This is a genomic window from Streptomyces sp. NPDC104371, from assembly GCF_055583785.1.
This window is the reverse complement of sequence record NZ_JBVJNF010000003.1, coordinates 491,665-505,418: the sequence shown is the minus strand read 5'-3', so window position 1 is coordinate 505,418 and position 13,754 is coordinate 491,665. Positions and strand designations below refer to the sequence as shown.

The window sequence follows — 13,754 nt, the reverse complement described above, 5'->3', positions numbered from 1 at the left end:
CGTGCCCTTCTGCGCGCGGGATGTCCGGGAGGGTGGGGACGGGTCGGGGGGTGCGGCGGTGTCACCAAGGGCGCCGGTAGCCGGTGGTGAGCTTGCGTCCGGTGTGGCGCCACTTGGGCTCCTTGTCCACCGTGTCGAGCGTGATGGCCCGCAGCTTGCGGATGAGCACGCCGTAGGCGCCGCTCGCGTTCGTGGACAGCGTGGCGCCGGGCGGCTGGTCCATGAAGGGCATGAACTTGTCCGGGAAGCCGGGCATGGTGCAGGCGATGCAGATGCCCCCGACGTTCGGGCAGCCGCCGATGCCGTTCATCCAACCCCGCTTGGGCACATTGCACTTGACGACCGGGCCCCAGCAGCCGAGCCGGACCAGACAGGTGGGGTCGTCGTACCGCTCGGCGAACACGCCCTGCTCGTAGTGGCCCGCGCGGTCGCAGCCCTCGTGCACCGTGGCCCCGAACAGCCAGGTCGGGCGCAGCTTGTCGTCCAGCGGGATCATCGGGGCGGAACCGGCCACCTGGTAGAGGAGGTAGGTGAGCGTCTCGGCGAAGTTGTCGGGCTGGATCGGGCAGCCCGGGACGCAGACGATGGGGATGCCCGCCTTCGAGCGCCAGTCCCAGCCGAGGTAGTCGGGCACGCCCATCGCGCCGGTCGGGTTGCCCTCCATGGCGTGGATACCGCCGTACGTGGCACAGGTACCGGCGCAGACGACCGCCGTCGCCTTGTCCGCGAGCCGGTCGATCCACTCGCTGGTCGTGATCGGCTGCCCCGTCTCGGGGTTGTCCCCGAACCCGCACCAGTAGCCCTCGCGCTTGATCTGCTCGTTGGGTACGGACCCCTCGATGACCAGCACGAACGGGTCGATCTCGCCGCGCTCCCCCTTGAAGAACCACTCGATGAACGTGTCCGCGCCCTCGACCGGGCCGCATTCGAAGTCGATCAGGGGCCAGTGGACGGCGACCTTGGGCAGCCCCGGCAGGACACCGAGCGCGATCTGTTCGATGCTCGGCTGCATCGCGGCGGTCAGCGCCACCGAGTCGCCGTCGCAGCTCAACCCGGCGTTGATCCAGAGGATATGGATCGTGGGCGTCTCGTCGCCGCTCTGGCCGTGGGCGCCCTTCGCCTTGGCCGCTTGCGGGGTGGCCGCTGTCATGGGACCGCCTCCTCAGGGAGGTAAGGGATATGAACGGCAATTCGACCATCAGTCTTCTTGCTATCAGTCATCCGGCCGCGACGAGACGCCATCGGGGTCCGTTCCAGTGACGCGGAGCGTGGCCGGGTGCGGCTGCGCCGTGCGCGCGGGCGACGCGGGCGCGAGATGCGGGGGCGTGCGGGACGGTCTCTCCTTGCGGACGAAGGCGCGGCGCAGTACGTGGTACGGGGCCTCGGGGTCGAAGAAGGTCCGGTGCATCCTGGCCAGCTCCCGCTCCCGGAAGGCGGCCAGGGGCTCCTCGCTCTCCTGGAGGTCGAGCCGCTCCTTCTTCACGGCGATCCGTGACCGGGTGCCCGGCAGCGATGCCAGCCGGGCCGCCAGGCGGCCGGACTCGGCGGCGAAGTCGCGCGGCTCGCAGGCGATCACGCGGTCGACCAGCCCGATGCGGTGGGCGGTGACGGCGCTCAGCGGCAGGGCCTCGCTCAGCAGGCGCCCCGCCGTCGCGGCACCGACCCGGCGCGGCAGGGTGTACGTCCAGTACTCCGAGCCGTACAGGCCCATCAGCCGGTAGTGCGGGTTCAGTACGCAGCCGGTGCGGCACCACACCTCGTCGGCGGCCAGGGCCAGCATCACCCCGCCTGCCGCGGCGTTGCCCGCGAGCGCCGCGATCACGAGCCGGTCGGTGGTTCTCAGGACCGCTTCGACCAGGTCGTCGAGGGCGTTGATGTTCGCCCAGGACTCGGCGGCGGGGTCCGCGGCGGCCTCGATGACGTTGAGGTGGATGCCGTTGGAGAAGAAGTCCCGCCCGCCGCCCAGGACCAGCGTCGAGGTGGGGCGCGCGCACGCCTCCCGGTAGGCGGCCAGCAGGCGGCGGCACTGCGCGGTGCTCATCGCGCCGCCGGGGAAGGAGAACGACAGGAAGCCGACGCTCCCCTCCTCCCGGTACCGGATGTCCGTCCAGGTGGGCCATGCCGCCTCCAGCGGCGCGGGCAGCTCCGGCAGCGGAGGCAACCGGTCACCGAGCGCCGACACCGCGGGGAGCTTGACCTCGGGCGGCTGTCCGGGGGTGCGGCGGCGTCGGAGTTCGGGGATCCAGACGGCGCCGTCGCGCGTCGCCCGGCAGATCGCCCCGGCCCGCGTGGCCAGCAGATGTCCCGGGGTGCCCCGCAGTCCCTCCTCGGGGTGGCCGCCGTGCAGATACCACTCGGCGCCGCACAGCGTGTCCAGGACACCGGGCCGGGAGTCCGCCGCGCGCAGCTTGCGGACGACGGTCCGGGTGGAGTCGGCGGCCCAGTCGATCCGCCGGACGCGCTGGTCGAGGTAGGGGCGGGTGCGGGCGGCGGTCTGCGGGAGTGGGGTGTGGCTCCGGGAGGCGAAGCGCTCCACGGCCGGCAGGACGGCCGCGAGCGCCGCGTCGGCGATCTCGTTGCGGTACAGGTCGCTCTTGGCGACCGGCGGCACCACGCAGGCGGCGGACGCCCACACCGCCCCGGCGTCCATCTCCTCCTCGGCCTGAAGGACCGTCACCCCCCACTGCCCCACACCCTCCTGCACCGCCCAGTCCAGCGAGGACGGTCCGCGGTCCCCGACGGGACCGGGGTGGACGATGAAGCACGGGTACGCGGACCACACCTCCCGGGGGATGGCCGTCGTCAGCATCGGCGCGAGGAGGAGGTCCGGCGCGTGCCGCCGTACGGTCTCGAGCCACGAGCCGTCCGGGAGGGGCACCAACTCCACCGCCACGGTGTGGCCCCGGTCGCGCAGTTCGGCATGGACGCGCTGGGTGAGGCTGTTGAACGCGCTGGCCACGAGCAGGATGTGCACGAAGGGCTCCCCGCGGATTCCCGGCGGACGACGATGCGGGCAGAGGTGCCCGGCCGCTTGCGATCGTCGGCCAGGCCCGGTCGCCGCCCTCGTAGACAGGCGGCGGGGTCACCCGAATTGCGGGGCACCGGGCGGCCACTCGGCCCGATCGCGAACGGGCCCTAGGCCTGGAACGGCAGCCGTTCGCGGGTCACAGGGTGTTGGAAGGCGGCGCCGGAGGCCCAGCGGGCGGTCTCGGCCAGGGCGAGGTCGGCCAGGCGGCGCCACTCGTTGCCCTGGGAACCGGCCAGGTGCGGGGTGAGGAGCACGTGCTCGCTGTCCCACAACGGATGGTCGGGCGGCAGCACTTCGGGATCGGTGACATCGAGGACGGCCCGGACGCGGCCCGCCCCGGCGGCCTCGGCGAGCGCGTCCTGGTCGACGACGGCGCCGCGCGCGGTGTTGATCAGTACGGCGCCGGGGCGCATGGACTCGATCAGGGAACGGCTGACCAGTCCACGGGTGGCGGGCAGCAGCGGGGTGTGCACGCTGACGGTGTCGCCGCGCGCGAACAGCTCGGCCAACTCCACGCGGGTGACGCCGAGTTGACGGGCGTCGGCGTCGGTGACGTACGGGTCGTGGAGGAGTACGTCGATGTCGTACGGGCGCAGCAGCTCGATGACGCGGCGGCCGATGAGCGAGGCGGACAGGATGCCCACGGTGCGGCGGTGGTTGCCGACGGTGCGGGGGGTGCGCAGCCAGTCGTCGCGGGTGCGGGTGGCGCGGTAGGCGCGGGCGCGTTCGAGGACGTGCTTGCCGGTGAGCAGGATCATCGCGAGGGCGTACTCGGCGACCGGCAGGGCGTTGGCCGAGGCGGCGGAGGACACCTCGATGCCCCACTCCCAGCAGGCATCGGTGAGGTGGCCGCGGACGCTGCCCGCGGTGTGCACCACCGCGCGCAGCCGGGGCGCCGCCCGCAGGACGTCCGTGTCCAGCGGAGGGCAGCCCCAGCCGGTGACCAGCAGATCGACCTCGGCGAGGACGGCCCGCGCCCGTGGCGTGGTGAAGTCGTCGAGGACGGGCGGCGGTACGAGGTCGCAGAGCGCGCCGAAGGCCGCGAGCGACTCCGGGTCGAGGACGGCCGTAGCGGCGTCCGGGGACATGGCGAGCGCGGTACGGGGCCGGAAGCCGGGACCCGGTATCGCGGGCGTCATCGGCGCCCCGTGCCGACCTGCTCACGCATCGGGCCTCCCCGCGCCGGGTGTTCGTCCGAAGGTCTTCCCGCGTGTGTCACGCGTTGCGGGCCGCCGGGGGCCCGCCGTGCGCGGCGGTCTCGCCCGCGCTGTCGTCCGCGGTGTCGTCCTGGTCGTAGGTGAGCCGGGCGTCGACGTCCACCACGCCGTCGACACCCTCGCACAGCCGTACCGTGACGGGAACCAGGCTCTTGCGTTCCACGCTGCCGCTCAGCGTGACCCGGCCGTCGTTGACCTCGACGGTCAGCGCGGAGGGGGCGAGTCCGAGCGTGCGGACGATGACGTCCTCGATGATCTCCTCCTGGATCGCGCGGTCCCGGCGCAGGAAGAGCTGGACGAGGTCGCTGCGGCTGATCACACCGATCAGCCGGCCCTCGCCGTCCACCACGGGCAGCCGCTTGATTCTGCGGTGCTCCATCACACGGGCCGCGCGGACCACGCTCCACTCCGGCTCCGCGACCATGGCGGGGCTCGTCATCAGGTCCTGGGCGGTGTTCCCCACGAACGACGAGGTCTGCTTGCGCAGCAGGTCGGCCTCGGACACCACGCCGATCGGCCGGTCCTCGTCGTCGACCACCGGCACGGCGGTGATGCCGTAGCGGTCGAGGAGGCGTGCGATCTCCCTGAACGTCGTGCCCGGCCGTACGCTCACGGCGGTGGGCGTCATCAGGTCGGCGACATCACGGTTCCTCATCACGCACAGGCTTCCTTCCCGTCGCCTCCGGGCCCCCTCGCTCTTCTCGGCCCCGAGACCGACGCTGACAGTAAGCATGCCATCACTGTAGTCGCGCGAACGTCCTCCGGACTGAGGCCGAACAGCCCATGGCGGGGACCCGAACGTCCTCTCCCCACCGGCGCCCTTGCCCTCCGAACGTACAGGAACGCACGTGCGGGTACCCGGGGACGGGACGACTCCCCCTTGGCACCCCGGCCGACGCGGGTCTTTCATGAGAGAGACGGGACGGGCCCCCGGGCCCCTTCCGTCGGCCACCGCTGGGGGGCGACCTGCTGGAGAGACCATGACCCTGCCGGCTGATCACCTCCCGATCGTGGCCGGAGTCGACGCCGACCCCGGCACCCGCGCGGCACTGGCCTGGGCGGCCGACGAGGCGGCACGCCGCCAGGTGCCGCTGCGCCTCGTCCACGCCGAGGGCGTACCGACCGCCGGGTTCCGGCGCTGGGAGATCCCGCCCTCCTGGGAGGCCTGGAACCAGGCCCTGCACGAAGAGGGGGAACGGGTCCTCAAGGCGGCGGTGGACTTCGCGGAGACCCGGCAGCCGCAGATCGAGGTGTCCGGGCTGCTGGCGGAGGGGAACCCGGTGTGGATCCTGCGGGAGCAGAGCCGGGACGCCCTGGCCCTGGTACTGGGGTCCTGGCACCTCAGCCGGGTGAAGGAGCTGTTCGGCTCCGCCTCGGTGGCCCTGCCCGTCATCACCCACGCCCAGTGCCCGGTGGTCGTCGTGCCCGAGTCGGAGGAGCCCATCACCCCGTCGAACCCGTACTTCGTCGTGGGCGTGGACGGCAGCGAGCGTTCCGCCACGGCCGTCGACTTCGCCATCGAGGAGGCCGCCGCGCACGGCGCGGGGCTGCACGCGCTGTACGCGTGGCACCCCCGGCTGCTCGGCGCGCTCGACACACAGGCGGCGCGGCAGGAGTGCGAGCGCATGCTGTCCGAGACTGTCGCCGGGCCGAGTACGCGGTTCCCGAACGTGGAGTTGCGGCAAGAGGTCGTCAGCGGCCATCCCGTGGAGATCCTGACCGAGGCGTCCGCTCAGTCGCTGGGCCTGGTGGTGGGCACCCGCGGCCACGGCGGCTTCACCGGCATGCTGCTCGGCTCGGTGAGCCAGGGCGTGCTGCGCCATGCCGACTGCACGGTGATCACCGTGCCGCACACCGCGTGAGCGGCTCGCGTCAGGGCGTCTCGTCGGGGCTCGGGCCTCCGTCGGTGCCGGGATCCTCGCGGTCCACCGCCGGGTCGGGCTCGGGTCCGTACCGCTCGCCGGGCACCCGCGCCCGTGGCGTGGGAGGCGGCGTGACGGGCCGGATGTCGTCGGCGGCGCTCTCCCCCAGGTTCCCGTCGCCCTCGCACCGGTCCTGCCCCTCCTGCCGCAGCACGTCGAGGACGGCGGAGCCGTCGATGGTCTCGCGGCTGACCAGCAGCGCGGCGAGCCGGTCCAGGGCCCGGCGGTGGTCGCGTATCAGCCCGGTCGCCCGCTGCTCGGCCTCCCGCAGCAGGCGCGCGGCCTCCCGGTCGATGATCCGCTGGGTCTGCTCCGAGTACGGCTGTCTGAGGGGCTCCTCCACGGTGTCGCCGAGGTAGCGCGGGCCGCCGGTCGCATAGCCGACGGGTCCGAGGGCCGCGGACAGGCCGAAGTCCCGGACCATGCGCGTGGCGATCTGGGTGGCACCGGCCAGGTCGTTGGCGGCGCCGCTGGACCCCTCGCCGAAGACCACCAGTTCGGCGGCCCGGCCGCCGAGCCGGACCGCGAGCAGGTCGGTCAGATAGGCCTCGCTGTACAGATGGCGTTCGGCCTCGGGGAGCTGCTCGGTGACGCCGAGCGACACGCCCGAGGGCAGCACGCTGACCTTGGCGACGGGGTCGGCGTGCTCGCACAGCGCGGCGACCAGGGCGTGCCCCGACTCATGGACGGCGACCGAGTGGCGCTCCTCGGGCAGCAGGGCGTTGGACTCCTCGCGACGGCCGAGCAGCACACGGTCGCGCGCGGCGTCGAGGTCCTGCGGCTCGATCAGGATGCGGTCGGCCCGGACCGCGTTGATCGCGCCCTCGTTCACCAGGTTGGCGAGGTCCGCGCCGGAGAAGCCCGGGGTCGCGCGTGCGACGGTGTCGAGGTCGACGTCGGGGGCGAGGACCTTGCCCCGCGCGTGCACCCGCAGGATGGCGGCGCGTTCGGCCTGGTTCGGCAGCGGGACGGTGACCTGGCGGTCGAAGCGGCCGGGGCGCAGCAGCGCGGGGTCGAGGGCTTCGGGCCGGTTGGTGGCGGCGAGGACGACGATGCCGGTGGACTGGTCGAAGCCGTCCATCTCGGCCAGGAGCTGGTTGAGGGTCTGCTCGCGTTCGTCGTTGCCGCCGATCCGCCCGCCGCCCGCGCGACGGGCACCCACGGCGTCGATCTCGTCGATGAAGATGATGGACGGCGCGCGCTTGCGGGCGTCGTCGAACAGGTCCCGCACGCGGGAGGCGCCCACACCGACGAACATCTCGACGAAGGCGGAGCCCGTCACCGACAGGAAGGGCACATCGGCCTCCCCGGCGACGGCACGCGCGAAGAGCGTCTTGCCGGTGCCCGGCGGCCCCACCATGATCACGCCGCGGGGCCCCTTGGCGCCCGCCGCCGCGTAGCGCGCGGGGTTGCGCAGGAAGTCGACGACCTCGCTGATCTCCTGCTTGACCCCGGTGTACCCGGCCACGTCGTCGAACCGGGTGGTGGGCCGCTCCGCCTCGATGATCTTCGCCCGGGAGCGGCCGATGGCGCTGAGCCCGCCGGTCACCGAGCGCGCGGCCCGGCGTCCGATCCACCAGAAGAACCCGAACAGGAGCAGCAGCGGGAGGAAGGCCACCACGAACGACACGAGCGGGTTGCCGCCGCTCCTGGCCTGGGACGCGGTGATCTGTACGTGCTCGGACTGGAGCTTCTGCTGGAGCGATCCGGTGCCGAGCGCCGTCGGGAGCTGCGTCGTGAACTTCGTCCCGTTCTTCAGGGTGCCGCTGACGGCTCCCTTGTCGTTGATGTCGACGGTCTTCACCTGGCCGACGTCGACCTTGCCGACGAAGTCGCTGTAGGTCAGATGCGCGGGCGCGGGCCCCGCCGGAGCGCGGACGAGCAGCAGGACGGCGAGGAAGGCCACCCAGACCAACGGCAGGGTCCACCACGGCCAGCCCGACCGTGGCCGCCGCTGCCTCGACGGCCTGGAGCCGCCCCGTGGTGGCCCCGACTCGGGCGGCCGGGTGAGATGCCGGTGCGGCATCCGCACTCGCGTGATCACGGCGCACCGCCTCCTCGGCCGTACGACACCGGTCTACTCATCTCATGGTCCCTCGGAACGGGCGGGAGCACCTCGGGCGCCGGGCTCGGGCGCGGGCGCGGGGCTCGTCGGGCTGTCGTGAGCGCGGTTCAGACTCCATGCGGAGGCCCCTGCGCCGGCGGCGGTCCGGGCGGCTCCTCGAGGATGCTCCAGGCGACGGGACCGAGCAGGGCTGCCAGCCGCTGGAAGACGTCGAGCAGCAGGTCGTCCACGGTCAGCATCCCCACCACCCGGTGCCCGCTGAGGACCGGCAGCCGACGCACCCCCAAGCCGCGGAAGGCCCGGTACGCCACATGGACGTCGTCGGACACGTTCACCGTGATGACCCGCCGCGACATCAGGGCGTCCACCCGGGCCTCCCGGTCCAGGCCGCCGGCCAGGCCGCGGACGGCGAGGTCGCGGTCGGTGACGATGCCCCGCAGCGACTCGCCCTCGACGACCAGCACCGAACCGACCCCGTTCGCGTCCATCTGCCGGGCCACCTCCGCGAGGGAGGTGGCGGGCGGGACGGCGACCGCCGGAGCGCTCATGACCTCGGAGACCTTCACGCGTGGACTCCTCCGCGAGAGCGAGGGGCGGGGGGTGTCCTCATCCGGCCGCCTCGGGGCGGACGATCACGACGGGGCAGTGGGCGTGCTGGGCGACCTGCTGGCTGACGGAGCCGAGCAGGGCCCGCGCGAACCCGCCCCGCCCCCTGCTCCCCACGACGATCAGGTCGGCCTGCCGCGCCGCTCTCAGGAGCACATCGGCGGGGTGGCCGCGCACCAGCAGCGCCCTCACCGAGGCCGCTCCCTGCTCGCCGAGCACGTCCCTCAGCTCCTGGACCAGTTCCTGCCGCGCGGCCTCCTCGTCGAAGTCGGCGTCCACGGCCGGAGCCGACCAGCCGTACATCCCCGGCAGCTCCCACGCGGCCACCGCGTCCACGCTCGCGCCGACGAGCCCGGCGTAGCGCACGGCCCAGTGCAGCGCGGCGTGCGAGGACGGCGATCCGTCGACGCCCACCACCACACGAGCCCCTGAGACGTCCTGCCCCATGTCTCCCACCTCTCTCTCCTGATCTGCGGGTGCCCTCTCGGTCCTACGAACACGGCTCTACGAACGCGGCTCCTACGAACGCTCCGGGCGCAGCCCGTCGAAGCCGACCCGCAGATGGCGCGGGCCGCGCAGCACCGCGTTCCGCCGGTACGGGGGCGGGTCCTCGAGCAGCCGGGGGTTGTCGAGCCTGCGGGCCAGCGCGGTGAGGGCGATCTGGGTCTCCAGCCGGGCCAGCGGCGCCCCGAAGCAGCTGTGGATGCCGCTGCCGAAGCCGAGGTGCTGGATGTCCTCGCGGTCCGGGTCGAACCGGTCGGGGTCCTTGAAGCGCTCCGGGTCCCGGTTGCCCGCGGCGAGAACCAGCCAGATCCTCGACCCCTTGGGGATGGTGACCCCGCGGACCTCGATGTCCGCGACACAGGTGCGCTGCGGCACGAGCTGCACCGGTGGCTCGTAGCGCAGCAGTTCCTCCACGATCCGGACGACGAGGTCCGGGTCCTCGCGCAGCCGGCGCAGGACCTCGGGATGGCGCAGCAGCGTGAGCATGCCGTTGGTGATCAGGTTGACCGTCGTCTCATGGCCCGCGATCAGCAACAGCACGGCGGTGCTGAGCACTTCCATCACGCTCATGGGGCCGTCCGGGCCATGGCTCGTCACCAACGCGGACAGCATGTCGTCACGGGGTTCCCGCTGCCGCTGCTCGACCAGCCCCGCCAAGTACATGCCCAACTGGGTGCGGGCCTCCTGCGCGGCGCGCAGCCGCTCGGCCTCGTCCGCCTCGGGGTCCGGGTCCAGGTTGGCGACGATCGGGTCGACCCAGGCGCGGAAGCGCGGCTCGTCCTCGCGGGGCACGCCGAGCAGTCGGCAGATCACGGTCACCGGGAAGGGGTAGGCGAACTGGTCGACCAGGTCGACCTCGCGCGCGTCCCCGAAGCCGTCGATCAGGCCCGAGACGATCTCGCCGAGTTCGTCGCGCAGGGAGTCGAGCAGGCGGGGACTGTGCGGCGGGCCGAAGGGGCGGTTGGCGATCCGCCGCAACCGGTCGTGCTCCGGCGGGTCGAGCCGGATGAAGCTCGGCGGCAGCCCCGTATCGTCCGGCCCGCCGAGGACGTCGGCGCCCGCGGCGGCGAGGTTGGCGGCGTCGGAGCTGACCCGCGGGTCATGCAGCAGCCCGGCGATGTCCCAGTAGGAACTGATGAGGTAGGGACCGCCCTCCTCCTCGTGCAGCACGGGCGTCCTGCGCAACTCCTCGTACAGCGGATACGGGTCGGCGCGATGGGCGTAGTCGGTGATCCGGTGCAGCAACGAGGCGTTGGCGTGCGTCATGGCGGGGTCCTTGTGGGCGTGGCGCGTACGGGTCCTTGAAGTACGGGTTCCTGAGAGGTTCTTGACGGAAGGGCTTGTGAAGTACGGGTACGGGCGCCCCGTGGACACCCGGCGGTCAGTGGCGGGACGGGGTGAAGACGAGGCGCCGGTCGGCCGGTGAGTAGCCGCTGAGGGTCACGGTCGGGCCGTGCGTCGGCAGTGACGGGTCGGGGAAGTCGGCCGGCATCGGTGCCCGGCCCTCGGCGCGGCGGTCCACCGTCGCGAAGTCCGTCGGGAAGGGCGCGGCCGTCTCGATCAGCCGCTGGTAGAACTCCAGCCACCGCGCGTTGTCGAAGCTCACCGCGGCGATGACCCGGCCCTGGTAGCCGTACGCCGCGACGAACCGCCGCTCGGTCAGTGACCCCTGCGTGATCATGATCTGCTCGCCCATGCCGGGCACGCCGACCGACTTGATGTTCACCCCGAACTGCGCCGACCAGAACGCGGGCACCCAGATGTGCGGGCGCCGCTCGGAGCTGGCGCTGATCATGTTGTGCGCGGCGGTCTCGGCCTGGGTGACGGCGTTGCCCCAGTGTTCGAGGGACAGGAACTGGTAGCCGAACAGCGGGTGCGGGGACCGTGCCACGTCACCGGCGACGAAGATGTCGTCGGTGACGATGCCCCGGAAGTCGAAGGCACGGCAGCCCGCGTCGCAGGCGATGCCGCGGGGCCCGGCGCCGAGCCCGGATCCGGCCAGCCACTCGGTGTTGCGGATCGCGCCGAGCGAGACGACCACGACGTCCGTCTCGACGCTGGTGCCGTCGGACAGGTGGGCGGCCCGCACCCGGCCCGCGCCGTCGCCTTCCAGGGCGGTGACCATGACCCCGGTGCGCAGATCCACCCCGTGCTCGCGCTGCAACTCCCCGGCCACCGCCCCGATCACCCCGCCGAGGGCCCCCACCAGCGGCGCGCCCGCGCGTTCCGCCACGGTGACCTCGATGCCCCGCTCCCGGCAGGCGGAGGCGATCTCCGAACCAGTGAAGCCGGCGCCGATGACGAACACCCTGCGCGGCGCGGAGTCCAGCCGCCGCCGGAAGCGGGCCGCGTCGTCGCGGGTGCGCAGGACGAACACCCCGTCCAGCCGGGCCTCCGACTCCTTCGGCCAGGGTCTCGCCCGTACGCCGGTCGCGATGAGCAGCCGGTCGTACGCCACCTCGTCGCCGTCGGCGAGGCGCACCCGCTTGGCCGCGGTGTCCAGGCCGGTCGCCGCCACGCCGAGCCGCCAGGTGGCGTCGACCTCCCGGCGCCGGGGCAGCTCGGTGTGGTGCGGGGACGCCTCGCCGAGGAGCACCGCCTTGGACAGCGGCGGCCGGTCGTAGGGCTCGTACGGCTCGTCACCGATCAGCGTGAGGGAACCGGCGAACCCCTCGGCGCGCAAGGTCTCGGCGGCCCGCAGTCCCGCGAGCGAGGCCCCGACGATCACGATCCGGCCCTCGCGTCTGAGCCATCGCAGGAAGTCGTCACCGGCCATGGAGGACCGCCTCTCCGGTCCCGGCGGCCGTCTCGCCCGTGCCGTCCAGCCCCTCGGCCGTGATCGCCTGCACCGGGCAGGCCGCGACGGCGCGGGCCAGTCGCTCCCGCTGCGCCTCGTCGGGGTGTGGGTCGTAGACGAGCGCTTCCTCACCGTGCAGGGCGAAGACGTCCGGCGCGAAGAACACGCACTGCGCGTATCCCTGGCATCTGTTGAGATCGACGACAAGCCTCATCCGCACTCCGCCCCTTCCGGCGGCCAGGTCCGTGGAGCACCACGGCGCGGCGGGCGCCCCGGACGGCGGTCATCTCCCCACAGGCCAGCATCGAAGACGGAGCGGGACCCCGCGCTCCGGGGCACGCCGAAGGAGTGACCGGGCGCGCGGGACGCGCTACTAGAGTCCGGCGTCCGGGGTCGTTCCGCAGTGGTGCGGGCGGTGGCGCAGCAGAAGCATGGCGGCGTCGTCGTGGAGCGGGCCGTTCACATGGTGCAGCAGGTCCTGGCGCAGGGTCTCCAGCGCGGACTCGGCATCGTTGTCCTTGAGCAGGTGGGCCCGGTCCTCCAAGGGATAGAACCGGCCGTCCTCGTCCCGGGCCTCGGTGATCCCGTCGGTGTACAGGAGCAGTTGGTCGCCGGGGAGGAAGTCCGTGCCGTACGGCTCCGGGCGCACCGTCCCGTGCGCGCCCAGGCCGAGGGGCAGCGCGTAGCTGGGGGGTTCGGGCCAGGCGACGGTGGTGTCGGCGCGGATCAGCAGGGGTGCCGGATGGCCGAAGTTGAGGAAGGTGGCCTCCTCGCCTCTCACCTCGGCGAGGATGGCGGTGACGAACTTCTCGCCGTCCAACTGCCGGTCGACGGCGCGTTCCAGTCTGCGCCCGACCTCCGCCAGGTCCGTCTCGTCCGGGGCCGCCTCGCGGAAGGCGCCGAGCACCACGGCCGCGGTCTCCACGGCTTCCAGCCCTTTGCCCTGGACGTCACCGACGATGACCCGTACGCCGTGCGGGGTGGCGACGACCTCGTAGAGGTCACCGCCGATCCGCGCCTCGGCGACCGCGGACATGTACGAGACGGCCGCACGGACCTGCCCGGCCAGCCGGGGCACGGGCTTGAGCAGCACGCGCTGCGCCGCTTCGGCGATCGAGCGGACGCTGTCGAGTTCCGCCTCCCGCTTCTGGCGCATGGACACGGCCACGAGCCCCGCCGCGGTGACGCCGATGACCGAGGCGAGGGTCATGGAGCCGCGCCGGACGTCGGACAGCTCCTCGTACCAGCCGAGGCCCGCGCAGAGCAGCAGCGCGATCACGCCGATGCCCGCGGTGCGCCGCCAGCCGCCCACCAGTGAGGCGAAGGCCGGGCCGAGGGACATCAGGGGCAGGAAGCCGAGAGAGGGTCCGGCGGCGACATCGGCCGCGCCGACCGCGGCCATCATGGCGAAGGGCAGCACGGACAGCACCGTCGAACGGCGGTAGTACCTCTCCACATGCCCTCCCCAGTGCGTCGGCGACGCCCCCGTGCGGATCCGCGTTCGCCCCGCGCCTTGCGCCCCGACAGCCTGCTGTCGGCTCTCCTTCGCCCCGCGCACGCGGGCCCTGTACCCGAGGGCCCCGCACACGAGCAAGATCCATCGTCGCAGACATCG

Annotated in this window: 12 protein-coding genes; 1 reads left to right on the top strand and 11 read right to left on the bottom strand. The window is 72.9% G+C overall.

Features of this window, described 5'->3' with window-relative positions:
- Positions 1 to 61: 61 nt before the first annotated feature.
- The 4 genes from ACZ60T_RS12985 to ACZ60T_RS12970 all read right to left on the bottom strand — a co-directional run bounded on the left by ACZ60T_RS12985 (position 62) and on the right by ACZ60T_RS12970 (position 4,900).
- Positions 62 to 1,150 carry an NADH-quinone oxidoreductase subunit B family protein gene (locus tag ACZ60T_RS12985; protein WP_365626777.1) on the bottom strand — a complete coding sequence of 363 codons (1,089 nt, stop codon included), beginning with the start codon at positions 1,148 to 1,150 and terminating at the stop codon, positions 62 to 64.
- Between the two features lie 63 nt (positions 1,151 to 1,213).
- The gene (locus ACZ60T_RS12980) at positions 1,214 to 2,974 is read right to left on the bottom strand and encodes an enoyl-CoA hydratase-related protein (protein WP_469665903.1); all 1,761 of its coding nucleotides are present in this window, start codon (positions 2,972 to 2,974) and stop codon (positions 1,214 to 1,216) included.
- A 161-nt stretch (positions 2,975 to 3,135) separates the two neighbouring features.
- Positions 3,136 to 4,167 carry a hydroxyacid dehydrogenase gene (locus ACZ60T_RS12975; protein ID WP_469665902.1) on the bottom strand — a complete coding sequence of 344 codons (1,032 nt, stop codon included), beginning with the start codon at positions 4,165 to 4,167 and terminating at the stop codon, positions 3,136 to 3,138.
- Positions 4,168 to 4,243: 76 nt separating this feature from the next.
- Complete coding sequence (locus tag ACZ60T_RS12970) at positions 4,244 to 4,900, bottom strand: CBS domain-containing protein (RefSeq protein ID WP_365627389.1); 657 nt, start codon at positions 4,898 to 4,900, stop codon at positions 4,244 to 4,246.
- A 325-nt stretch (positions 4,901 to 5,225) separates the two neighbouring features.
- On the opposite strand from ACZ60T_RS12970, the gene ACZ60T_RS12965 reads away from it, so the two are divergent.
- Entirely contained in the window at positions 5,226 to 6,107 is an 882-nt protein-coding gene (locus tag ACZ60T_RS12965) for a universal stress protein (protein WP_365626768.1), read from the top strand.
- Positions 6,108 to 6,117: 10 nt separating this feature from the next.
- On the opposite strand, the gene ftsH is transcribed toward ACZ60T_RS12965, so the two are convergent.
- The 7 genes from ftsH to ACZ60T_RS12930 all read right to left on the bottom strand — a co-directional run bounded on the left by ftsH (position 6,118) and on the right by ACZ60T_RS12930 (position 13,544).
- On the bottom strand, positions 6,118 to 8,211 hold the full coding sequence (gene ftsH, locus ACZ60T_RS12960) for an ATP-dependent zinc metalloprotease FtsH (protein ID WP_469665901.1): 2,094 nt from the start codon (positions 8,209 to 8,211) through the stop codon (positions 6,118 to 6,120).
- A gap of 128 nt (positions 8,212 to 8,339) precedes the next feature.
- Complete coding sequence (locus ACZ60T_RS12955) at positions 8,340 to 8,798, bottom strand: CBS domain-containing protein (RefSeq protein ID WP_469665900.1); 459 nt, start codon at positions 8,796 to 8,798, stop codon at positions 8,340 to 8,342.
- Positions 8,799 to 8,838: 40 nt separating this feature from the next.
- Entirely contained in the window at positions 8,839 to 9,285 is a 447-nt protein-coding gene (locus ACZ60T_RS12950) for a universal stress protein (RefSeq protein ID WP_469665899.1), read from the bottom strand.
- A 72-nt stretch (positions 9,286 to 9,357) separates the two neighbouring features.
- Positions 9,358 to 10,608, bottom strand: coding sequence for a cytochrome P450 (locus ACZ60T_RS12945; RefSeq protein WP_469665898.1), 1,251 nt, complete (start codon positions 10,606 to 10,608; stop codon positions 9,358 to 9,360).
- A 115-nt stretch (positions 10,609 to 10,723) separates the two neighbouring features.
- Complete coding sequence (locus tag ACZ60T_RS12940) at positions 10,724 to 12,118, bottom strand: NAD(P)/FAD-dependent oxidoreductase (protein ID WP_469665897.1); 1,395 nt, start codon at positions 12,116 to 12,118, stop codon at positions 10,724 to 10,726.
- Positions 12,108 to 12,353: a ferredoxin gene (locus ACZ60T_RS12935; RefSeq protein ID WP_365626746.1), complete on the bottom strand. Its 246-nt coding sequence runs from the start codon at positions 12,351 to 12,353 to the stop codon at positions 12,108 to 12,110. Before ACZ60T_RS12935 ends, ACZ60T_RS12940 begins: the two co-directional genes overlap by 11 nt.
- Before the next feature lie 159 nt (positions 12,354 to 12,512).
- A complete protein-coding gene (locus tag ACZ60T_RS12930; RefSeq protein ID WP_469666082.1) occupies positions 12,513 to 13,544 on the bottom strand; it encodes a PP2C family protein-serine/threonine phosphatase in 1,032 nt (343 codons plus the stop codon).
- Between the last annotated feature and the right edge of the window lie 210 nt (positions 13,545 to 13,754).

Bases quoted from the DNA above. Each gene is read 5' to 3' on its own strand.
- ACZ60T_RS12985 (WP_365626777.1), bottom strand. From the start codon at position 1,150: ATGACAGCGGCCACCCCGCAAGCGGCCAAGGCGAAGGGCGCCCACGGC.
- ACZ60T_RS12975 (WP_469665902.1), bottom strand. From the start codon at position 4,167: ATGACGCCCGCGATACCGGGTCCCGGCTTCCGGCCCCGTACCGCGCTC.
- ACZ60T_RS12970 (WP_365627389.1), bottom strand. From the start codon at position 4,900: ATGAGGAACCGTGATGTCGCCGACCTGATGACGCCCACCGCCGTGAGC.
- ACZ60T_RS12965 (WP_365626768.1), top strand. From the start codon at position 5,226: ATGACCCTGCCGGCTGATCACCTCCCGATCGTGGCCGGAGTCGACGCC.
- ACZ60T_RS12950 (WP_469665899.1), bottom strand. From the start codon at position 9,285: ATGGGGCAGGACGTCTCAGGGGCTCGTGTGGTGGTGGGCGTCGACGGA.
- ACZ60T_RS12945 (WP_469665898.1), bottom strand. From the start codon at position 10,608: ATGACGCACGCCAACGCCTCGTTGCTGCACCGGATCACCGACTACGCC.
- ACZ60T_RS12940 (WP_469665897.1), bottom strand. From the start codon at position 12,118: ATGGCCGGTGACGACTTCCTGCGATGGCTCAGACGCGAGGGCCGGATC.
- ACZ60T_RS12935 (WP_365626746.1), bottom strand. From the start codon at position 12,353: ATGAGGCTTGTCGTCGATCTCAACAGATGCCAGGGATACGCGCAGTGC.
- ACZ60T_RS12930 (WP_469666082.1), bottom strand. From the start codon at position 13,544: ATGATGGCCGCGGTCGGCGCGGCCGATGTCGCCGCCGGACCCTCTCTC.